Origin of the sequence: Arthrobacter sp. SLBN-100, assembly GCF_006715305.1 — a bacterium.
Classification (GTDB): Bacteria; Actinomycetota; Actinomycetes; order Actinomycetales; family Micrococcaceae; genus Arthrobacter.
Genome location: NZ_VFMY01000001.1, coordinates 2,241,199 through 2,260,247, shown reverse-complemented (window position 1 = coordinate 2,260,247; position 19,049 = coordinate 2,241,199). Strand labels below are relative to the sequence as shown.

Here is a 19,049-nt window from a genome sequence, read left to right as displayed (position 1 = left end):
AAACCTGCTGGCGGTTCCACACTTTAAGAACCAGTTTTTGTGTCCTTGGAGGTTGGAATGGGCAGGTCCGGCGGGATGCTTTCCGCGTTGATTCTGGTTGGTGTGGCGGTGGGCGGCTGCAGCCAACCGATAAGCCCCCCGATCTCTGTTACCAGCGAGTCCACCGCACCCACGATTTCCACCATCCCGCCCACTCTTCCGGGAAAGACCGTGACGCCGACGGCCGAGTCCACGACAAGCCCGACGCCCTCCGATACCTTCGATCAGGGGACGTCTTGGGTGACGTTTAGGACGGCTGACGGGCAGCTGGCGTTCGACCTGCCGGCGGCGTGGAGTGTGACAGATCCCGCAGGCGAACTGCCCGAAGGCGGGGGTGCCTTTGCCGAGGTCACCAATGAAGCAGGAAAGCCGCTGGCGACCCTCCGGACCAACATGGTCACCGGTTCCACCTGCATGGAGAAATATTCCTTCTCCGAGCTTGAGTCCCAGGAACTGCCGGCCCTGGCCCAGAACGGCGAAGTGCCGCGGTACGTGTTTGAAACCCGCGGCCATGCCACCGCCCCCGGCCCGGCCGATACTCCAGCTGCCGCGTACGGTATCACCACCGTTCCGGCTCCCGCCGGCGACTCGGCGTGCCCCATCTTCCACTTCTTCACCTGGCCAGCCACCGCAGCGATGTTCGGCGCGTTCTACCATCCCGCGAACAACGAGACACCCGGTGCCGAGTCCCTGCCGTACCTGGAGCAGGCCCGCAAATACATGGACACCCCGGAGTACCGGAACATCAGGCAGATGATCACGTCGCTCAGGCCAGCCGGTTAGGCCATTCAGTTTTCCGCCATCCGAACCGCCTGACACAACGAACTACAGGCATGAACTACTACAGCCCGGCGGCGCAGGAACGGGCCCGGGACGCCGCATATGACGCAGTTGAAAAAGTCCTCGACGGCATGTTCTCCCCGTTGAACCGGCACGCGTTGAATGTCCGCTGGAAACAGGCCTGCGAAGCCATGGCGAAATACCTGGAAGCCGAAGACAACGGCGAGGAATAGCTGCCAACCACAGTTCCTGTGTCAACCCCCCCGACGAACCGGGTCCGCACGAGTAGCAACTTTTGGCGCTGCTGCCTGACATATGACAAGTTCGCGAATACCTGTGACAAGGTCGGGAACACCGGCACTATATGCTGGGTGGGCTCCCGCAGATCGCTCTGGGGGGCTTACTGATGGGGGCAGTGATGAGAGTTTTTCGACGTGTCATTTTGCCGGCGGCGTGGCTGGCGATATTTGCGGTCATAGCGGTGGCTTTGGTTAAGATCGCTTTCGTTGGCGGGATGGAACCCGAACGGACCGTGGCAGGTCCCGGAGCCCAGGTGGCAACTCCCGTGATTCAGGCGTCACGCGCCACCCTGACCAATAAGGTGGAGATCAAGGCAACTGTTCAAAGCGATGCCGCGATCGGTGTCCGGAACTCCGCTGCCGGTGAGGTGACCTACATCTTCCTGGAGCCCGGAGCGAAGGTGGCCTTGGGCGATCGCCTCTACCAGGTCCGGTCCGAAGTCAAACCCGAACCGCACGTGGCAGTCGATTCGGCAGCGGAAAACGGGCCATACGACGCCAGTTCGGCCAGGCAGGCGCCTCCCGCGGCGGTCCAGCCTGCCTACACCTACACAGATGTTGTTGCTCCGGCTTCAGGCGAGCTGAAAAGCCTGGACGTGTTGATCAATCAGCAAGTCAGCGTGGGCGAGACGGCAGGATCAGTGGACCCGGGGACCTTTACGGTCGGTGGTACGGTGGACGCCGCGCAGCAGTACCGGCTTCTGGCCAAGCCGGGGTCGGCCCAAGTGGCCCTGGTTGGCGGACCTGCTCCCTTCACTTGTCCTTCCGTCGTTTTGGAAAGCACCACGGACCCGGCTGCCGGGGGCAGCTCCGGAGCTGGGGTCACCAGCGGCATGTCCGGTGGCGCGGGGAGGACCGTCCCTTATGCCCAGGCCGGCCCTGGGACTGCCGGCGGAGCGCCCGAGCAGGGCGGCACACCTACGGGGACCCTTAGCTGCGCTGTCCCCTCAAGCGTTGAGGTCTTCGCCGGGCTGGGTGCCACCATGACCGTCACCGCAGGCGAGGCCGTCAACGTGGTTTCCGTCCCCCTCACAGCCGTGGAAGGCAGCGTCAAGGAGGGCATTGTCTGGCTGGCAGGCACAAGTCCAGCGTCAGGCCCTGACGGCGCAGCCAGCGGCGCGCCCGGCCCCGCTGCTCCGGGTGTCCCGGCTGGAGTTCCTGCCGGTGAGCCCGAACAGCGCAAGGTCCAGCTGGGCCTGAACGATGGTTCCCGGGTGGAGGTGGTCTCCGGACTGGCGGAAGGGGAGGCGATCCTCGAATTCATTCCGGGCGCGCCGGCACAGATGCCCCCGGGACCGCAGTTTGCCGGACCCGGCATTCCGGTCGGCGGCTAAGGGTGGAGGAACTCGTAGCCCTGGCTGGAGTGACCAGGACCGTCCTGCTGCCTGATGACCAGGAGCTCCACATTCTTCGCGGGGTTGACCTCTCGGTTCACAGTGGCGACCACACGGCAGTCGTGGGAAGGTCCGGTTGCGGCAAGTCAACGTTGCTGAACCTGCTCGGGCTGCTGGACCTGCCCAGCAGCGGGGACCTCAGGTTCCTGGGTAATCCGGTGCAGGAAATCAGCGACGGCGCCCGGGCGGGGCTGCGCGGTGAATCGGTGGGATTCGTATTCCAACAGTTCAACCTCCTGCCCGGCCGCACAGCCGTGGACAATGTCATGACGCCGTTGCTGTACGCCAAGGGTCCCCAATTCTGGCGCCGCCGGGAAACTGCCATGGACATTCTGGACCGCGTCGGCCTCGCCCATCGCGCCCAGACATTGCCGAACATGCTCTCCGGCGGCGAGCAGCAAAGAGTTGCCATCGCCCGGGCATTGGTCCGCCGGCCCCGGCTGATCCTGGCCGACGAACCTACAGGCGCCCTTGACGTGGACACAGGACAGGAAGTCATGGCGCTGCTGGACACCGTGGCCACTGAATCCGGCGCCGCCCTGGTCACCATCACCCACGACGTGAATGTCGCAGCCCTCGCCCGGGCCTGCTACCGGCTCGAGTCCGGCGTCCTCACCGCCGCGGATGTCCCGGCGGGAGCCAGCGCGTGACCGGGATAGTTTCTGCCCTTGTAGAGGCTTGGCAGGAGTTGAGGATCAACAAGACGCGGATTCTGCTGGCGCTGGTTGGAGTGGCACTTTCCGTGGCCGCCTTGACGTCTGTGGTGGGGCTGGGGAACCTGGCCCGTGAGGGTTTCAAGGCATCTTCGGAACAAAACGGGGGCCGGGCAGCCACCCTGGGCATAGCCGTTTTCGGTCCCACGCAACCGGATCAACAGAAACTTGACGACGCGTACCAGGGCGTTGTGGACCGTTACGGCATCGCCTACTACAGCCATTCCGGCCAGGCGCAGCACTCCTTCCAGTCCCCCCTGGGCGTGCAGCAGGTGAACCTCCAACTCGTGGACCCGGGCTACGGCGTGATCCACCGCCTGGATGTCAGCCAAGGCGGGTGGTTTGCGGACGACGACGAGAACCGGTTCGCCCCGGCGCTGGTGGTCTCCGAGGCCTTCTACAGTGCGGCCGGCAGGCCGAACCTCATTACCGACCCCAAGGTGAAGTTGCTCGGCTCACAGGAGACGACGGCGGTGATCATCGGCGTGGTTCCTGACCAGCACCCGCAGGCACCGCCGTCGGCCTTTATGCTGACTGGGGCCGCGGAGCGTGCCGGTATTTCTCCTGGCGGCTTCGGCCAGTTCAAATTCTGGGTTGGCGAAAGCAAGGTTGAACCGCTGAAAGCGGCCATCACCTCGGACCTGCAGCGGCAGTTTCCGGGACTGCAGGTCCAGGTGGACCGGATGGACTACGCCAGCTACGGTGACCCGTTCGAAACGGTGCAGCTGGCGGTGGGCGGCATCGCCGCGCTTGTCCTCCTGCTCGGAGCGGTGGGGATGCTGAACATCTCAATGGTCACGGTGCGGTATCGCGTCCGGGAAATCGGCATCCGCCGCAGCTTTGGCGCAACCTCCCAGCGGATATTCCTCGGCGTCATGATGGAGTCAGTGGTGGCAACGGCAGTGGCCGGAATCGTTGGCGTTATGCTCTCCGTGGCCGTGGTCAAGAACCCCTGGATCCAGTCCAATATCGCGCCCGGACTCAAGGAGTATCCTGCCTTTCCGCTTGAAGCTGCGCTCCTCGGTCTGGGTTCCGCAATCCTCGTCGGCGCACTGGCCGGCGCCATTCCGGCCCTGGTGGCGGTCCGGATCAAGGTGATTGACGCGATCCGTTTCTAGCCGCTGCTTTATGGGCGTGCAGCGTGAAGTGCGCAGCCGCGGTCCCGGGCTAAGCGCCCAGTGTCACTCGTTCAGGGAATCCAAGAGCCGTCGTCGTCCTCTTCGAATTCGGCGAGCACTTCGGCGGCGTCCTGGTTTCCTGTGGCCGCCAACCGTCTGAGCTCATCAAGGTCGCCCTTCTCCCCGGCACTCTCCACCAACTGGTCCGCCGCGTCCCTGCTGCCGGAATCAGCAAGCCGCCGCAGTTCGTCCAGGTCCGCGCGCTCGGCGGCGCGTTCAACCAGTTCATCGACGGCGTCGGAATCACCCTGCGCCGCACGCTGCCGCAGGGCATCAAGTTCAGGGTCAGGTGTTTTCACGCTCCAACTATGGGCGCTGCATCAGTCCACGTCCAGGGCAAAAGAAGTCAGTACAGGAAGATGTCGATCCATTCGCGGTTGTGGGCGTGGATCAGGACCAGGAACAGGACGAAGTCGAACAACAGGTGGACGCTGACGATGTAGGACAGCGACCTGGTGATGGTGAACAGCCGGGCCTGCAACAGCGCAAACGGGAAGATAAAGAACGGCGCCCAGGCGTGGAATCCCAGCTCCCAGAGGAAGGACGTGAAGAGAACAGCCTGGAGCAGGTTGGCCTGCCAGTCCGGGAGATGCCGGCGCAGGAGCGTGAACGCCGTGCAGATGAAGAAGAGCTCATCCCAGATGCCCAGCACGTTGGTTCCGAGGAAAAGCCTTGCGATGCCGTCCGGGTCATTAACCGCCGGCCAGTTGTTGTAGACGCCGGTCCGGATCATATAGACGGGCATCAGCGCGTACCCGATCACCAGGACCGCGGGCAGGTACCACTTCTCGGCGCGGGTCCATGGCTGGCCTGAACGGATCGGAAACCGGATCGCGTGGTCCTCGGTGATGAACCGCGAAACGGCATACGGGACACCGACAGCCAGAATCATGGCCGTCCCCATTACCGCCATGTGGCCGGTGCTGATGTCCGTGGTGATCGGGACCAGGCTCATTGCGGTCAACCCGACGCCAATCAGAGCCAGGTCGGTTAACAACCGCCGGTTGATGATCCCGGCCAGCACCAGGGCGGCGGCGAGCAGAAGGAAGCCGGACAGGCGGTCCTCGCGGACAAACAGCAGAAAGCCCGACGCCGAAACAAGCGCCGCCGGTACCACGTTCAGTGACGCGCGCTGCAGCTCAGCGGGCGGCGCGTAGCGCAGTTGGGCTTCCGTTCCAGGTTGCTGCTTCACAGCGTATCCAGGAGTCCGGCCACCTCGTTGAGTGCGCCAGGAACCAGGGAGTAGTAGGCCCACGTGCCCCGCTTCTCACGGTGGAGCAGCCCGGCGTCCACGAGGACTTTCAGGTGGTGCGACACCGTGGGCTGCCCGAGGTCCAGGGGCTCGGTCAGGTCGCACACACAGGCCTCTCCGGCCTCTCCTGCCTTAACGATGGACAGCAGGCGCAGCCGGTTGGGGTCGGCCAGGGCCTTGAAGACTTGCGCCCTCTGCCGGGCTTCCTTGGCGCTCAACACGGGCTTCCCTGAAGGACTGCAGCAAGAGGCGTCAGCCACGGGTTCGAGGGTCTGCAGGGTGGTCATGAGTCCCATTATGCAGCAGATTGACATGCGTCGATATGGCTGGTCATGCTGCATTCACCGATAGTCATCGCTCTGTTGAGCTTCCGGCCCCTTGATTGAAATGCCCGCACTTGTTGCACTTGTATACGCGGCGCTGTGCTGTCTGGGTGCTACTTCGCGAATTGGTGCCCTCGCAGCACCCCGACGCCCAGTAGCCTGTTCCCAAACGCCCAACGCAAAGGAAGCCCGCCGTGACCATTGACGCGAACAATCAGCATCCTGCCACCGAACAGCTGATCATCATCGGTTCCGGCCCCGCCGGGTACACCGCCGCCATTTACGCGGCGCGTGCAGGCCTTGAGCCGCTGGTGCTGGCCGGATCCGTGACAGCCGGCGGTGCGTTGATGAACACCACCGAAGTGGAAAACTTCCCGGGCTTCCCGGGCGGCATCCAGGGCCCGGAGCTCATGGACGGGCTGCAGGAGCAGGCTGAGAAGTTCGGCGCCAAGGTGGTGTTTGACGACGTCACGGAGGTTTCGCTGAAGGGCCACCTTAAGGCGGTGGTCACCGGCGGCGGTGAGACCCACCGCGCCCCGGCCGTGATCCTGGCTACCGGTTCGGCGTACAAGGAACTCGGCCTGCCGGAGGAGAAGAAGTTCAGCGGCCATGGTGTTTCCTGGTGCGCCACCTGCGACGGGTTCTTCTTCCGGGAACAGGACATCATCGTGGTGGGCGGCGGTGACTCGGCCATGGAGGAAGCGATGTTCCTGACCCGGTTCGGAAAGTCCGTCACCGTCGTCGTCCGGAAAAATGAACTGCGCGCCTCCCGCATCATGGCGCAGCGGGCCAAGGACAACCCCAAGATCACGTTCGCCTGGAACTCCGCCGTCACCGCCATCCACGGTGACGGGAAAGTCACCGGGGTTACCCTGACGGACACCCGATCGGGGGAGGCCCGGAAACACTCGGCCACCGGCATTTTCGTGGCCATCGGGCATGTGCCGCGCACCGAACTGCTGACCGGGCAGGTGGACCTGGACGAGGACGGCTACATCAAGGTGGATTCACCCACTACCGTCACCAACCTCTCCGGAGTTTTCGCCTGCGGGGACGCGGTGGACCACCGCTACCGCCAGGCGATTACCGCCGCCGGAACCGGCTGCGCGGCCGCCCTGGACGCCGAACGCTACCTCGCCGCGCTGGAGGATGCGGACAGCATCGCCACCGCGTTAGTTGAAGAACCCACCCACAGCTAACCGCCGCGCCTCTCGTTGGGGCGGGGATCGTTGGGCCGGGGATGTGGCACTAACGGCAGTGGACGACGGCGGCTACCGCCGTCGTCCACTGCTGTTTTGCTTTTTGAAAGTCAGGCGGAGACCAGGGCGCGGTCCTCGCCGCGGACGCTCAACGTGAACGTGTTGGGTCCGCTGCAAGTGACGGCAATGCGGCACGAGGTGGTGTTGTGGCGGGCCGAGAGGTCACTCACCGCGGCGTCAAGCGTGTGGTGGAGGGCTGACCGGTCCCAGATCTTGAGGGTCACGGAATCATTGGCATCGAACGTCATTATTCAACTTCCATTTCATGCGGTTGGCGGTCCGGAGTCTTCATTGCCCGGGCCGTGTCCTCGTCGGTGAGGACGGACTGCAGCTGGGAAAGCGCATTCCCGTACTCCCATGGTGCAGGTTGCTTTTGTGATTCGCAACCGGCGCGCGGGTGATGTGACCAAGCACACCAAGCCGCCTGCAGCCTGAGCCCAGTGGCGGCAACCCTGCTTTTCCATCATGCCCAGAGCGGGCGAAGGGCCACAACCGAAAAAGGCATTGTTGCAGGTGAGTCTCATCACGCCTGCAAGCGCGGCCGCGCCCGCCGCGGGTCTATTCGTCGAAGTAGGTGTCGATCTGCTTCTCACCCGAAATGGACATGATCACTGCAGCTGCCACTTCCCGCAGCTTGATATTGCGGGAGCTCGAGGCCTTGGTGAGGATCTTGAAGGCCGTATCCCGTGTGCACCTGTTCTCGGCCATGACGGCTCCGATGGCCATGTCGATCACGGTGCGGGACTGCATGGCTATTGCGAGGTCGTTTCTGGCCTCACTCAACTGGGCGATGCGAAGGACCAGCCGCAGCGAACTTGCGGCTTGGCTGGCGAACGCTTCCGCGATGGAGATGTCCTCGGGCATGAATCCGTTGCTGCAGCCGGAGTACAGGTTCATGACGGCTTCAGCCTCGCCGGCCAGGCCCATCGGGACAGCAAGGATAGATGAGACACCATTCTCTCGGGCGGCCTGCACGTAGGGAGCCCAGCGTCGCTCGTAGGCCAGGTCAGGAACCAGGAGAGTGGTTCCGTTCCGAAGAGCTGTCAGGCACGGGCCGTCACCGAACCCGTTCTGCATCTCGTCCAAGGCTCTGGCCGTTGCGCTGCTGCTGGCCAGGGCTTCGGGCCTCTTGCGCCGTATGACGGTGATGCCGGTATGGATCCTGTTGCCCGGGGAAGACAATTTGGCGGAGGCCAGCACTGCCAGATCGGTAAGGAAGCTGTGTACATCCTTGCTGTCCAGGACCAGTTCCTGCAGCTGCTTCTCCATGTCCGCGGGCGCCTGCGGCAGGGCGCTAAAGCTCCCGGCGCCGGGCTCCAGGTTCGTCATAGTGATTCGCCTTCCATTAGTTCCGTCATGGCCATGGCGATCAACGCGACTTGCCCGGCCGGGATGTCAAGTGCCTCATTGAGATAGGCATCCAGGGACAGCTCGTCAATTCCGCCGCCGAGCCCGTAGTAGTACGTCCATAATTGGCCCAGCGGAAGGTCTGCCTTGCGGAAGCGCTCCGCGGTGCCCCGCCGTTCTTCGGCGGCCGGGTCCGGCGGTTCCGGACCTTCGGTCCCATAGGGATACATTCCTACCCTCCGTTTCCTTGGGTTCCGGGGACTCCGGCTCCGCGGACAATGTCAGTGGCGATGTCCTGCATCCGGCGGTTAGCGGACTTGGCGCCCAGTTGAAGAATCTCCAGGGCGCCTTCCCGTCCGCCGCGCTGCTGGAGCATGATCAGGGACACGGCCGCGTCCACCACCGACCGTGACTTCAGCGCGGCGTGGAGGTGCTCGGGATGAAACTCTGACCCGTGCAGCCGCAGGGCAATCCGGAGTACCCGGGACATGGCTGCCGCGTGCTGTTCGAGAAGCCCCACGGTCTCCTTCGTGAAGGCGCCCACGGTGCTTGCATAGCAGTTCAGTCCGGCATGCGACAAGGGGTCTGTGGGGATGGGAACAGCCAATACTGAGCGCACGCCTTCCCGGAGTGCCATTTCCAGATAGTCGCTCCAGCGTTCGTCGCTTTTCAGGTCCGCAATCAACACCAGGCGCTGCTGCCGTGCAGCAGTCAGGCATGGGCCATCGTCGAAAGCGTACTGCGTTTCATCCAGCCGCCGCCCCGCCTCGCTGCTGCTGGCAACCGTTGCAAGGCCTCCCTCACGCTCCACGGTGATGGTGCAGGTGATCGGGCCGTCGGAGCCCAGCAATGAGGCGGAGATAGTGGCCAAACCCAGGAGGAACTCAGGGAAGCCGGGACTTTCGAGGAGCAAATCCTGCATCCGGTCCGAAGTGGTAAGTCTGCTGTCCTGGGCCATTGGCCCTCGATCCCTGGGTATGCCGTGGGCAATGCCCCTGGCTGGCGGCCTCCGCTCTCTACGCGGTGAACCCGATCATTCAACCTCTGGATCTGTTGGTATCCCGAAATCTCCTACTACCGACACTACGCCGGTGCCGGACCTATTGATATGCCCGGCCCTTCGATCTACTCGTCCGGCTCCGGTTGCCGCCCCGTGCCATCTTCCAGGATCTCCGACGGGGTGGGGCCGGAACCGGGACCTGGGCCGCCGTCGAAATCGTCAGAGTAGGGTGCGCGGGGCCGGGGGAGGTCGTCTATCAGCTCATTGGCCGCCAACGCGAGCAGGTCACGCTGTACCGGTGGCAGCGACAGCAGCCCCTGCAGGTATGCCTCCACCTCGTATTCGCCGGCGTCTCCGGACATGCCGAAATATTTCAGCCACAGCTCGGATACGGATATGCCGGCGGCCCTCATTGCTGAACGCAGCCTGCGCCGTTGTTCCGGTTCGTTAGGATCAAAACCCATGGGCGCTTCCTACGACCCGGATGCCGGCGTCCCGGCCAGGACGCTCTCGCTGATATCCTGCAACGCTGTGTTCCCGTCCCGGGCCTGCCTGATCAACAGGCGCAGGGCCGCTTCGTGGCTAAGCCCGAGGCGCTCCATCAGCACACCGCACGCACGGTTCACAAGGTCACGGCTGTGCAAGGACGTCTGCAGGCCCTCGGTCATTTTGTGCGGTGCCTCGCTGGCCTGGATGTGCGAGAGCAGCGTGGCGGCGGGCGCCGCAAAAAGTTGAAGCAGGGTGGTGCTGGATTCGTCAAAAGTATTTGGGGCCGCGGCATACAGCTTCAGTGCGCCGATTGACTCCTTGCCGGCGATGAGGGGAGCACTCACAACCGAGCGCACTGGCAGCCCCTGCACGGCCCTGCGCCAATCCGGCCACCGGGACTCCTCCCGGATGTCCGCAAGGAGAACCGGCTTTTCCGTGGCCCAGGCGGTCAGGCAAGGGCCCTCGCCACATTCGTACTGCCTCGCGTCGGTCTGCGCCACAATCCTGTCCGTGTAACCGCTGCTGATGCGGCGTCCACGGGCATCCAGGAGGGAAATCCCCGCTCCAATAGTGCCCGGAACCGACTCCTTCGCCGCCCGCGCTAAGAGCCGGACGGCCGTGTTCACCTTTTCTTCCGTGAGCAGCAACCCCTGGATTCGAGCGATCACAGTGCTGAGCTCATCAAGGGGAAGTTGCTGCGCCATAGTTCCAGCATAGAGCCATGGCCTTCCCGCCGTCCCTCCGGCACCCAGGGAGTCTGCCTGAATGGAGGGATTACGACGGCGGGCAGCATCCCCGGGCGCGCACGTTCAGGCACCCGGCTCCGGGCTGGGATGCGGCTGGCTCCCGGAGACTGTGAAGCGCAGGGAGAAGTTGTTGGGCGCACCGGGTAGACGTCTTCCGGGGCCAGTGCCTGCGGGGAGGACAGTGTGAAAGAGCTCTCTTCTATGACGGAGGCGAGCATGGCGCTGCTGAGCCTCAGCGCGAGTGCAAGACACGGGCTCCTTCTTACTTGGTGAGGTCTTCCAGGTACGGTGCGCGGGGCAGTGGTGGAAGTTCGTCGATGAGTTCATTTGCTGCGTGGGCCAGCAGGTCACGTTGACTTGGGGGCAGGGACAGCAGTGACTGAATGTAGGCATCCACTTCGTACTCACCCACGTTGCCTCCGATGCTGAAGTAGCGCAACCAGAGATCCCCATGCTTCAGGCGGGAGCGCAGCAGGGCTTTGCGCAGGAGCCGGCTTTGTTCCTGCTCGAGTCCAGCCGAGGGATCGGTGCCGCTCGTGTCATGTTCCGTCATCGGAGATGTTCTTCGTCCCGGTGAGTATGTCTGTGCTGACGCTGAGAAGCGACTGCCTGCTGGTCCTGGACAGCTCCACCAGTTTCTTGAGGGCCTCGCCCTGGTCCAAACCATGCAACCGCATCAGGAAGCCCTGGGCTCGGTTGATGGTATCCCGGCTGTGCAGGGCAGAGGCCAGGACCTGGGTAAAGCGCAGCGGGGAATCAGAACTTTGGATGTTGTCCAGAAGGGTAGCCGCGGGAACCACAAGTTTTTCCAGCGGCCGCGCGGTGGCAGCGTCAAAAGCCCCGGGCCGGGCCGAGTAAATTTTCAACGCCCCCAGGCAGCGCCTGCCGGCCATTAGCGGTGCGCTGATGACTGACCGGATGGCAAGGTCCCTCACGGCCAGCGACCACGACGGCCAGCGGTCATCGGTGAAGACGTCCTGGATCACTACCGTGCGTTCGGTAGCCCACGCCGTAAGGCAGGGTCCTTGGCCGAGTTCGTACTGGGCAGAGTCGGCTTCCAGGACAACGGGATCGGTGGCTCCGGTGCTGGTTCTGGTGCCCTTTTCGTCCAGGAGCGATACTCCGGCGCCGGAGCTTGCGGGGAAGGCATCCCGAATGCCTTCGGCAAGCAATTGGACGGCCCGGTCCACCTTCTCCTCGGTCAGGAGCATGTTATTGATGCGGGCCATTGCGAGAGTGAGTTCATCCAGGGGGAGCTGCTGCGGCATGGTAGCCAACCTTCTGCGGCGGACATTGCTGTGGGGCGCCCGCTGCTGGGCCGGACCTGAGAATTTCTGTTGATCCATTACCAGCATAGCCCCTGCCGGTGCCGTCGCGCTGGGTTCCGGCGCTGCGGTTTGTCCTAAGAATGTCGACTCGATGTAGGGTGGGGGAAGCGTTTGGAAGTGGGCGTCTAAAGGCCGCGTGGGAAACCGCTGCGGTTGACGCCCAAGTTCAGGGACATCCAGTGGACGCTCAAGCCAATACAGCCTCTTTGCCCGCTAAAGCAGACGCTTTGCCCGTTGCCGCCGCAATTCAGGACGGGGTCGTATCCCGTTTGCAGGACCTTGTCCTGCAAACTGCAGATGCCCAGGACTTCTTCCAGGAACTCGCGGTTTTCTCAGCCTCCCTCCTGGCACCACCCGGGGGAGAGGTTCACTGCAACGTAACGGTGGTGCGCCGGAAGCGCCCCACCACTGTCGCCTCCAGCAGCACCAGGGCGCGGGTCATGGATGAACTCCAGTACGCCTATGGCGATGGGCCCTGCCTCGCGGCCATCCGGACCGGAAAAACTATCTACGTGGCAGATGTCGCCAATGAACAGCGCTGGCCGGAGTACGCGCAGGCAGTCGCAGCCTACGGTGTGGGCTCTATCTTGGGTGTGCCCCTGGAACTTGACGCAGGTTCCTCGGCTGCCTTGAATATCTATTCGTCCGCAGCTCACGGATTTTCGCCGACTGACATCGCCCGTGCTGAATTGTTCGGCGAGCAGTCGGCCAAGACCCTCAAGCTGGAACTGCGCCTGGTCCAGTTGATGGAGGCGAAGGAGGACCTGGAGGCTGCGATGAAGTCGCGGACGGCCATCGACATCGCCGTCGGCGTGATTATGGCTCAAAACCGGTGCAGCCAGGCCGCAGCTATGGACATTTTGCGGAAGGCCTCCAACAGCCGCAACGTCAAGCTGCGGGATGTGGCGGCGGGCGTGATCGAATCAGTGTCGCCGGACCCCGCCCTGCGCACGCACTTTGACGAGTAATGCCATGGGCTTCGGTGCGCGTCTCGCTAATCAGATTGGACAGAAGCACCACCAGTGCGTAAATTCTTAGTGGTAGGCGTCACGTAATTGGCGGCCTACCCCTCCGGGCCATGTGCAGGGCCTTTCAGGAGTGACCGCTGTAGCAACACGGCGGAAAGATGCACACCAGCGAAAGAGAGCCAAAATGGCTGCCTCGCACTTCTCACAGTTCCTTGCTGAAGCTACCGTCCCGGAATTCGATACTGACTGCCCCATGTCTGCCGATTGCCTTTATGGGCTTTACGTCAGTTGGTGCCTGCTCGGAGGTATGGAAGCCAAGCCGGACGTCGCGTTCCGCGCCGCAATGCATAGGGCCGGCGTGGACCTCAGCGACACCAGGCTCCGGATGGTGGGCCCGGCAGCGGCTGACTACATCCTGTCCAGCTACCCTGCCGCGGCCTGACAATGTCCATCCATCCGGAGGGGCCCAGGAATCGCATCGAAAGTGTCCTGGCCTTTGGCGGCCAGTTCATGCATTGCGGGCAGCCCATGCGGAAGACCGGCTCCGAACTGCGCAGGCTCAGCATGCCGGCCTTCACTGACCGGCCACTGGAAGACGCCTTGGATGTTTACCTGACGACGCAGGTACTGCATTGTCCGTGTGGTTTCCAGATGGAGCTTCCCGAATAGGCGCTTGGCTCGCCAAGCAACCCGTTGCTGTCCGGGCCCGTGAATAAGGCCCGGACGGTCGGGTAAGCGAACATTGATCCTCACTGTTTGTAGTTGTTCGAAGTGGCCAGGCAGGCGGCCGTAATTCGTGGATGGGGACGGACGGATCCGGAGGTGTGCGCGGGTGAGTAACAGGGACAAACCTGCGGTGCGGAAAGCAGCGCTCCGTGATCCTCTCCGCAGCTCGGGCGGCATGCATGAGGCGAGCCGGCTTCAGCGCGGAGTTGCCGAGTTTCTGCGGCTGCCACTGATGATTACAATCTCTTTTTGCGTTGCCGGCGTGACGGTGTCCGTGCTGGATGCTTCCTCCACCGGCCGCTCGGGACTGCGTGCTGCCGCTGAAAGCCTGGTGCCGGGCGGCGGGGCGGTTGACTTCGTGTCGGCTGTGGCCACAAGCCTGCTGACCGTCACGTCCATTACGTTCTCGGTACTGTTGCTCGCCGTGCAGCAAACAGCCAGTTCCCTCACTCCGGTGGTCCTGGACCAGTTTCTTCGCCGGAAGCCGAACCAGGCCTACTTCGGTTTTTTTGTCGGCGCCTCCGCCTTCACTTTCCTGGTCCTAGGCCTTGCCCGGGAGGAGGGGCCGGCCCCTGTTTACGGCGCGTGTGTGACCTTGCTTCTGACTATCGTTGCCTTGGTTGTCCTGCTGATGCTGATCCACGCCACCATTGACCAGATGCGGCCTGAGTCGGTGATGCGCTCTATTCATGAGCTGGCCCTTGAGGCAAGGGAAAGCGAACTGGGCCTGTTGGGCAGTACCAGGACTAATCGGCGGACGTTCCCGAATGCAGCCGAAAGATCGGTCAAGGTGTTGGACAGCGGATACGTGGTGACCATTGACCTTTCCAAACTGGCCGAGGTGGCGCGCCGGGTCGGCGGGAACGCTGAGATCCTCATCGAGGGCAGGCTTGGTGAGTACCTCCTCTTCGCCGATGTGGTGGCGCGGGTTGTGGGGGTGGACGCGGAGGACGATTCGTATGACGCAGACGTCCTCTCCGCTTTTGGGATTGACGACGTTCGGGACGTTGACGCGGAATCGGGTTATGCGTTGGACCAGCTGGAGAACATTGCCTGGGCCACGGCCACCAGCGCAGGCCAGAGCCCCAGCACTGCCATAGTGGCTGTGCGGTCACTCTCAGATCTCCTGGGGCGCTGGCTGATCAGTGGCGAACGGGACCGGTCGGACCGTTCCAAGGATCGGGAGGAGCTTCCCATTGTCTATACGGACGGAGCCGTGGCCCGCGGACTTTCAGCGCTCTCCAACCTCATTATTGCCAGTGCGGAGTCGCGCCAGGTCCAAACCTGTGCCGAACTGCTCCACTCGTTCGCCCGGCTTGCACCAAGGCTGCATGCAAGCGACATGGAAAGCTACCAGACCGCCATTGATGCCTGCATGCCGGCTGTTGTCCAGCACCCGGATGCGCCGGCACTGCATAATGCCATTGCCGAACTGGAAGCTGCGCTGCAGGGGGCAGGACTCGACAGTCGAAGACTGGCACATGCCCGGGAAGCGATCCGGCGCGCATCGGAGAGGATGATGCCTAAGCCCTCCGACGAACCCGAGGCGGCAGCACTGGAACGCAACCGTCCCTAGCTCTAATACTCCAACGCCCCCGCTTTTATGGGTGGCACATAAGATAGGCTCATGTCGAATCCATCGGACAACGAATCGGTCGCGCAGCTTCAAGACATCCTGGTGGGGGCAGAGGATGGGGTGCAGTTCCTGTCGGCGCTCTCCGGCTTGGCTGCTGCAGCGGTTTCGGAAGCGGCGGGCGATGCCATCGAATGCGCAGTCACCGTGAAGCTGAGGCGCAGGCCTTCTACAGTTGCCGGCAGCAGCGCTCGGGCCATGGAGCTGGACCGCATTGAGCAGGCCGTCGGTGATGGACCTTGCGTGAGGGCACTGAAGGAAATGTCACCGGTGATTATCGACGACGTTACCGCAGACTCCCGATGGCCCGAGCTAACCAAAAGGTTCGCCGAGTCAGGCATCTACAGCTCGCTCGGCGTGCCCCTGGAAATCAACAGCGAGGCAAGCGCCGCACTGAACTTCTTCGCCTCCAAGCCGGGCGTCTTCACCCCGAACGTCTACGACAAGGCCGTGGGTTTTGGCGCCGCCGCGCACAGCACACTACATCTGTCGGTCCGGATTAAAACTGCGGAAAACCGGGCGGAAGACCTGGAAGCAGCCATGCAAAGCCGGACCGCCATCAACCTGGCCTGCGGCGTCATCATGGCGCAGAACAGGTGCTCGCAATCCGAAGCAATGGAGATCCTGACCAAGGTCTCCAGCAACCGCAACCGTAAGCTGCGTGAGGTGGCCACGGAACTGATTGAGCAGCTGCAGGGCACCAGCATCCAGACACATTTCGACGCTTAGGGCACCTTGCCGCTTGCCGTCCGGACAGACACCCCGCAGCCTGCTGCGGTCCTTCGGATATCCCAGCAGCTGCCTGCCGTTGCCAATCACCTCGTAATCAGCGGCGCCGCCGTCGGGGAGCAAAATGGCCCGGCCCTCATTCATTGCCACCGCCCTGTCCTTCAAGATACCCGCCGCCGGAGGCAACCGCGGCCACCGGGAGCTGGCAGGAAACCCATTGACACCCCCGGTGACTGGGACTATCGTACAACCAAATGGTTGTAGATCAGCTCCGCGAAACCGAACTTGACCGCCTCTTCCAGGCGTTCGCCGATTCCACCCGCCGGGACATCGTCCGGCGCGTGACGGTCGGCGAATACACCGTCTCCGGCCTCGCGGGCCTCTACGCCATGAGCTTCGCAGCCGTCCAGAAACACGTGGCGGTGTTGGAGCGCGCCTCCCTGGTGACCAAGGAGAAGCGCGGAAGGGAGCAGATCGTGCGGGGAAACCATGAAGGGCTGCAGAAGGCCCGCCGGCTGCTCGATGAGTACGAAGCGATCTGGCGGCAGCGCGTAGGCCGGATCGCTGACATTCTGGCTGAAGGCTAAGGAAAGGGTTCTGCAATGTCGGTTATCAGTTCCACCAAAAATCTTGAGGCGCTCAGCTTCATTCTCGTCGCCGAGTTCGACGCCGGAGTCGAACGCGTCTGGCAGCTTTGGGAAGACCCGCGCCAGCTTGAGCGCTGGTGGGGCCCGCCCACCTGGCCGGCTACCTTTCAACAGTTCGATTTCCAGTCCGGCGGCAAAGCCGCGTACTACATGTCCGGCCCGAAGGGTGAAAAAGCGGGCGGCTGGTGGCGCTTCACTGCCATCGAGGCTCCCAGCAAACTGGAGTTCGACGACGGTTTCGCGGACGAAAACGGGGCTCCGGTCGAGTCCATGGGCACCACCCACGCCACGGTTACTCTTGAGGGAACCGGCGGACGGACCAGGATGACCATCGTTTCCACCTTCGAATCGGAAGAGCAGATGGAGCAGATGGTCCAGATGGGCATGGAGGAAGGCATGCGGGAGGCCGTCGGCCAGATCGACGCCATCCTCGCCGAACACGTGAACGCCTGACTCTGAGGCTCCCAGCAGCCAAACAAGCGTACGACGGCGGGACGTCCCGCCGTCGTACGCTTTCCTGCATCCGCCGCTGGCTTTGCTATGTACGCTGCGAGCATTGAACGGGACGAAAAGCTTCTGAATACTGGAAGGAACATCATTTAGAGGTGAGGCGGTGGCAGCCATGAGCGGCGGTGTGGAGGATTTCCGGAAGCGCTTGGAACGCGCTGCTGAAGTCCGGTCCTACCGCGGAGCCGGCATCAGCGCCGAGGAGGAAGCGGCGCTCGACGCCCTCGATGCGCAGGAGCGTGAAAAGCGCCGGAAGGTCAGTGACGCCGCACGGGCCGAGTACCTCGTCCGGGACGCGATGGCGCAGGGCAAGTTCGACAACCTCAAGTATGCGGGCAAGCCGATCCCGGGCCTGGGGGAGCGGTACGACCCCGACTGGTGGGTCAAAGGCCTCCTCCAGCGGGAAAACATCAGCGGCCTTGGACCAGCCGCCATCCTGCTCCGGACCGAGGACGCCGAACTGGATGCCAAGCTCGACGCGCAGTACACCGAGCAGCAGGTGCAGGACATCCTGCAGGACTTCAACCGCCGCGTCATCGACGCCCGGCGTCAGCTCCAGGGCGGCCCGCCGGTAATCACCAAGACCCGGGACGTGGAGGATGAGGTGGAGCGGTGGCGTCACCGCCGTGCCGCGCGGGCCGAGCAGGCTCCGCCGCCGGAACCAGAATCTCCCCGCTCGTGGTGGCAACGGCTCTGGAAGGGCGCCGGCTAGGGCGGCGTGGCTTCGAAGAGCTCGCAGATTGCGTTGTAGTACCTGTTCGTCTGTCCCCGGTGGGTCATCCCGATGCGCAGGCAGACCCTCTGCGACGCAGTATTGGCCCGGGCCGTGACCGCTACGACCTCCTGCAGCCCGCTGTCGAACGCGTAGGCGAGGACCGCGGCGGCCGCTTCCGACGCGTAACCGTTTCCCCAGTGGCCGGGGTGGAAGTGCCAGCCGATCTCGGTCTCACCCGAGGGCTGCAGCGGAAGCGTCTCGCCCGACGCCGGGATGGACTTAAGGAGCAGGGTGCCCGCCAGGGGCGCCGCGTTCTTGGGCTGGTCCGGCTTTCTCAGCTGGGCTGGCTCTTTCAGCTGAACAGCCCAGACACCATGGAAGGGGTGGTCCATGGTGCGCCATATGAGGATCCGTTCCTCGGCCTCAGCACGTTCCCTCATTACCCGTGGATGGTTTCCGATGAAACGCTGCACCTCCCAGCGGGAGTAGAGGTCCAGCACGAAGTCGGCGTCTTCCGGCTGCCAAGGGCGGAGAATCAGCCGCTTGGTTTCGAGGCTTTTCACCCCGCCAATCCTGCCACTTGTTGTGCCGCCGGTGGAGGATCTTAGGTTATCCACATAGGGAATTCGATGGCCGGGTTTTGCGGGAACTGGAGGATGTGAAGTCTGCGGCCGCAGCGAACCAGGCACACATCGCCGTCGCCTACTCCCTTGCAGCCCGGCAGGAACAGGCCGCGGCCGGTGTTCCTGCCGATGGGCTGGGCGGCGGGGTGGACGAGGAGATCGCCGCCGACACCGGCACCCTCGCCGGGCTGGAGGCCGCGCCATCATCGCGTGCGTCCGGGCGGCTGCCTATGGGAGGGCCCCACAGACTGTGACGCGCCTATCCGCCACCTGGACCACGTCATCCCATGGCATAACGAGGGACCGACTACCAGCGCCAACGGCCGAGGCCTCTGCAGGTCAACCGCGCCGCCG

General features: G+C 63.5%; 27 protein-coding genes. 14 read left to right on the top strand and 13 right to left on the bottom strand.

Annotated elements, in window-relative coordinates; all coding sequences use genetic code 11:
* Positions 1-23: 23 nt before the first annotated feature.
* On the bottom strand, positions 24-233 hold the full coding sequence (locus FBY31_RS23335; RefSeq protein WP_235013014.1) for a hypothetical protein: 210 nt from the start codon (positions 231-233) through the stop codon (positions 24-26).
* Between the two features lie 46 nt (positions 234-279).
* On the opposite strand from FBY31_RS23335, the gene FBY31_RS10605 reads away from it, so the two are divergent.
* From FBY31_RS10605 to FBY31_RS10585, 5 genes are all read left to right on the top strand, one after another.
* The gene (locus tag FBY31_RS10605) at positions 280-822 is read left to right on the top strand and encodes a hypothetical protein (RefSeq protein WP_235013013.1); all 543 of its coding nucleotides are present in this window, start codon (positions 280-282) and stop codon (positions 820-822) included.
* Positions 823-872: 50 nt separating this feature from the next.
* Positions 873-1,052 carry a hypothetical protein gene (locus FBY31_RS10600; protein ID WP_142040350.1) on the top strand — a complete coding sequence of 60 codons (180 nt, stop codon included), beginning with the start codon at positions 873-875 and terminating at the stop codon, positions 1,050-1,052.
* Between the two features lie 254 nt (positions 1,053-1,306).
* Positions 1,307-2,452, top strand: a complete 1,146-nt coding sequence (locus FBY31_RS10595; RefSeq protein ID WP_142040347.1) for a hypothetical protein — start codon at positions 1,307-1,309, stop codon at positions 2,450-2,452.
* Positions 2,453-2,454: 2 nt separating this feature from the next.
* A complete protein-coding gene (locus FBY31_RS10590) occupies positions 2,455-3,162 on the top strand; it encodes an ABC transporter ATP-binding protein (protein ID WP_142040344.1) in 708 nt (235 codons plus the stop codon).
* Positions 3,159-4,343 carry an ABC transporter permease gene (locus tag FBY31_RS10585; RefSeq protein ID WP_142040342.1) on the top strand — a complete coding sequence of 395 codons (1,185 nt, stop codon included), beginning with the start codon at positions 3,159-3,161 and terminating at the stop codon, positions 4,341-4,343. Before FBY31_RS10590 ends, FBY31_RS10585 begins: the two co-directional genes overlap by 4 nt.
* A gap of 71 nt (positions 4,344-4,414) precedes the next feature.
* Here the strand turns inward: FBY31_RS10585 and FBY31_RS10580 are convergent, their stop codons facing one another.
* From FBY31_RS10580 to FBY31_RS10570, 3 genes are all read right to left on the bottom strand, one after another.
* Positions 4,415-4,702: a hypothetical protein gene (locus FBY31_RS10580; RefSeq protein ID WP_142040340.1), complete on the bottom strand. Its 288-nt coding sequence runs from the start codon at positions 4,700-4,702 to the stop codon at positions 4,415-4,417.
* 47 nt (positions 4,703-4,749) lie between these two features.
* The gene (locus FBY31_RS10575) at positions 4,750-5,520 is read right to left on the bottom strand and encodes a CPBP family glutamic-type intramembrane protease (protein ID WP_142045254.1); all 771 of its coding nucleotides are present in this window, start codon (positions 5,518-5,520) and stop codon (positions 4,750-4,752) included.
* Positions 5,521-5,591: 71 nt separating this feature from the next.
* The gene (locus FBY31_RS10570; protein ID WP_142040337.1) at positions 5,592-5,942 is read right to left on the bottom strand and encodes an ArsR/SmtB family transcription factor; all 351 of its coding nucleotides are present in this window, start codon (positions 5,940-5,942) and stop codon (positions 5,592-5,594) included.
* Between the two features lie 230 nt (positions 5,943-6,172).
* On the opposite strand from FBY31_RS10570, the gene trxB reads away from it, so the two are divergent.
* Positions 6,173-7,177: a thioredoxin-disulfide reductase gene (gene trxB / locus FBY31_RS10565; RefSeq protein WP_142040334.1), complete on the top strand. Its 1,005-nt coding sequence runs from the start codon at positions 6,173-6,175 to the stop codon at positions 7,175-7,177.
* Positions 7,178-7,287: 110 nt separating this feature from the next.
* Here the strand turns inward: trxB and FBY31_RS10560 are convergent, their stop codons facing one another.
* From FBY31_RS10560 to FBY31_RS10525, 8 genes are all read right to left on the bottom strand, one after another.
* Positions 7,288-7,485, bottom strand: a complete 198-nt coding sequence (locus FBY31_RS10560; RefSeq protein WP_142040331.1) for a hypothetical protein — start codon at positions 7,483-7,485, stop codon at positions 7,288-7,290.
* A gap of 310 nt (positions 7,486-7,795) precedes the next feature.
* On the bottom strand, positions 7,796-8,566 hold the full coding sequence (locus FBY31_RS10555) for a GAF and ANTAR domain-containing protein (RefSeq protein ID WP_142040329.1): 771 nt from the start codon (positions 8,564-8,566) through the stop codon (positions 7,796-7,798).
* Positions 8,563-8,814, bottom strand: a complete 252-nt coding sequence (locus FBY31_RS10550) for a hypothetical protein (RefSeq protein WP_142040326.1) — start codon at positions 8,812-8,814, stop codon at positions 8,563-8,565. Before FBY31_RS10550 ends, FBY31_RS10555 begins: the two co-directional genes overlap by 4 nt.
* Before the next feature lie 2 nt (positions 8,815-8,816).
* Positions 8,817-9,542 carry a GAF and ANTAR domain-containing protein gene (locus FBY31_RS10545; RefSeq protein WP_142040324.1) on the bottom strand — a complete coding sequence of 242 codons (726 nt, stop codon included), beginning with the start codon at positions 9,540-9,542 and terminating at the stop codon, positions 8,817-8,819.
* Positions 9,543-9,709: 167 nt separating this feature from the next.
* Positions 9,710-10,048, bottom strand: coding sequence for a hypothetical protein (locus FBY31_RS10540; protein WP_142040321.1), 339 nt, complete (start codon positions 10,046-10,048; stop codon positions 9,710-9,712).
* 9 nt (positions 10,049-10,057) lie between these two features.
* A complete protein-coding gene (locus FBY31_RS10535; protein WP_142040318.1) occupies positions 10,058-10,777 on the bottom strand; it encodes a GAF and ANTAR domain-containing protein in 720 nt (239 codons plus the stop codon).
* 304 nt (positions 10,778-11,081) lie between these two features.
* On the bottom strand, positions 11,082-11,372 hold the full coding sequence (locus FBY31_RS10530; protein ID WP_235013012.1) for a hypothetical protein: 291 nt from the start codon (positions 11,370-11,372) through the stop codon (positions 11,082-11,084).
* Positions 11,359-12,087: a GAF and ANTAR domain-containing protein gene (locus tag FBY31_RS10525; RefSeq protein WP_142040316.1), complete on the bottom strand. Its 729-nt coding sequence runs from the start codon at positions 12,085-12,087 to the stop codon at positions 11,359-11,361. Before FBY31_RS10525 ends, FBY31_RS10530 begins: the two co-directional genes overlap by 14 nt.
* 266 nt (positions 12,088-12,353) lie before the next feature.
* On the opposite strand from FBY31_RS10525, the gene FBY31_RS10520 reads away from it, so the two are divergent.
* The 7 genes from FBY31_RS10520 (at position 12,354) to FBY31_RS10490 (ending at position 18,069) form a co-directional block, all read left to right on the top strand.
* A complete protein-coding gene (locus FBY31_RS10520) occupies positions 12,354-13,115 on the top strand; it encodes a GAF and ANTAR domain-containing protein (RefSeq protein ID WP_235013011.1) in 762 nt (253 codons plus the stop codon).
* A gap of 184 nt (positions 13,116-13,299) precedes the next feature.
* On the top strand, positions 13,300-13,557 hold the full coding sequence (locus FBY31_RS10515) for a hypothetical protein (protein ID WP_142040311.1): 258 nt from the start codon (positions 13,300-13,302) through the stop codon (positions 13,555-13,557).
* 459 nt (positions 13,558-14,016) lie between these two features.
* Entirely contained in the window at positions 14,017-15,417 is a 1,401-nt protein-coding gene (locus FBY31_RS10510) for a DUF2254 family protein (RefSeq protein WP_268815655.1), read from the top strand.
* A gap of 51 nt (positions 15,418-15,468) precedes the next feature.
* Positions 15,469-16,203, top strand: a complete 735-nt coding sequence (locus FBY31_RS10505; protein ID WP_142040305.1) for a GAF and ANTAR domain-containing protein — start codon at positions 15,469-15,471, stop codon at positions 16,201-16,203.
* Positions 16,204-16,457: 254 nt separating this feature from the next.
* Complete coding sequence (locus tag FBY31_RS10500; protein WP_142040303.1) at positions 16,458-16,790, top strand: ArsR/SmtB family transcription factor; 333 nt, start codon at positions 16,458-16,460, stop codon at positions 16,788-16,790.
* Positions 16,791-16,805: 15 nt separating this feature from the next.
* On the top strand, positions 16,806-17,303 hold the full coding sequence (locus tag FBY31_RS10495) for an SRPBCC family protein (RefSeq protein ID WP_142040300.1): 498 nt from the start codon (positions 16,806-16,808) through the stop codon (positions 17,301-17,303).
* A 169-nt stretch (positions 17,304-17,472) separates the two neighbouring features.
* Entirely contained in the window at positions 17,473-18,069 is a 597-nt protein-coding gene (locus tag FBY31_RS10490) for a J-domain-containing protein (protein ID WP_142045250.1), read from the top strand.
* Here the strand turns inward: FBY31_RS10490 and FBY31_RS10485 are convergent.
* Positions 18,066-18,635 (bottom strand): GNAT family N-acetyltransferase, encoded by a 570-nt coding sequence (locus FBY31_RS10485; RefSeq protein WP_142040297.1) that lies wholly within the window; start codon positions 18,633-18,635, stop codon positions 18,066-18,068. The genes FBY31_RS10490 and FBY31_RS10485 overlap by 4 nt on opposite strands.
* 95 nt (positions 18,636-18,730) lie before the next feature.
* Here FBY31_RS10485 and FBY31_RS10480 point away from each other — a divergent pair, with 95 nt between their 5' ends.
* Positions 18,731-18,949 carry a hypothetical protein gene (locus FBY31_RS10480; protein WP_142040294.1) on the top strand — a complete coding sequence of 73 codons (219 nt, stop codon included), beginning with the start codon at positions 18,731-18,733 and terminating at the stop codon, positions 18,947-18,949.
* Positions 18,950-19,049 lie beyond the last annotated feature (100 nt).

What these genes read in the sequence shown, in the direction of transcription:
- FBY31_RS10600 (WP_142040350.1), top strand. Translation starts at nt 873, where the DNA reads ATGAACTACTACAGCCCGGCGGCGCAGGAACGGGCCCGGGACGCCGCA.
- FBY31_RS10530 (WP_235013012.1), bottom strand. Translation starts at nt 11,372, where the DNA reads ATGACGGAACATGACACGAGCGGCACCGATCCCTCGGCTGGACTCGAG.
- FBY31_RS10500 (WP_142040303.1), top strand. Translation starts at nt 16,458, where the DNA reads ATGGTTGTAGATCAGCTCCGCGAAACCGAACTTGACCGCCTCTTCCAG.
- FBY31_RS10550 (WP_142040326.1), bottom strand. Translation starts at nt 8,814, where the DNA reads ATGTATCCCTATGGGACCGAAGGTCCGGAACCGCCGGACCCGGCCGCC.
- FBY31_RS10515 (WP_142040311.1), top strand. Translation starts at nt 13,300, where the DNA reads ATGGCTGCCTCGCACTTCTCACAGTTCCTTGCTGAAGCTACCGTCCCG.
- FBY31_RS10510 (WP_268815655.1), top strand. Translation starts at nt 14,017, where the DNA reads ATGCATGAGGCGAGCCGGCTTCAGCGCGGAGTTGCCGAGTTTCTGCGG.
- FBY31_RS10570 (WP_142040337.1), bottom strand. Translation starts at nt 5,942, where the DNA reads ATGACCACCCTGCAGACCCTCGAACCCGTGGCTGACGCCTCTTGCTGC.
- FBY31_RS10490 (WP_142045250.1), top strand. Translation starts at nt 17,473, where the DNA reads ATGAGCGGCGGTGTGGAGGATTTCCGGAAGCGCTTGGAACGCGCTGCT.
- FBY31_RS10555 (WP_142040329.1), bottom strand. Translation starts at nt 8,566, where the DNA reads ATGACGAACCTGGAGCCCGGCGCCGGGAGCTTTAGCGCCCTGCCGCAG.
- FBY31_RS10525 (WP_142040316.1), bottom strand. Translation starts at nt 12,087, where the DNA reads ATGCCGCAGCAGCTCCCCCTGGATGAACTCACTCTCGCAATGGCCCGC.
- FBY31_RS10505 (WP_142040305.1), top strand. Translation starts at nt 15,469, where the DNA reads ATGTCGAATCCATCGGACAACGAATCGGTCGCGCAGCTTCAAGACATC.
- FBY31_RS10560 (WP_142040331.1), bottom strand. Translation starts at nt 7,485, where the DNA reads ATGACGTTCGATGCCAATGATTCCGTGACCCTCAAGATCTGGGACCGG.
- FBY31_RS10540 (WP_142040321.1), bottom strand. Translation starts at nt 10,048, where the DNA reads ATGGGTTTTGATCCTAACGAACCGGAACAACGGCGCAGGCTGCGTTCA.
- FBY31_RS10535 (WP_142040318.1), bottom strand. Translation starts at nt 10,777, where the DNA reads ATGGCGCAGCAACTTCCCCTTGATGAGCTCAGCACTGTGATCGCTCGA.
- FBY31_RS10545 (WP_142040324.1), bottom strand. Translation starts at nt 9,542, where the DNA reads ATGGCCCAGGACAGCAGACTTACCACTTCGGACCGGATGCAGGATTTG.
- FBY31_RS10495 (WP_142040300.1), top strand. Translation starts at nt 16,806, where the DNA reads ATGTCGGTTATCAGTTCCACCAAAAATCTTGAGGCGCTCAGCTTCATT.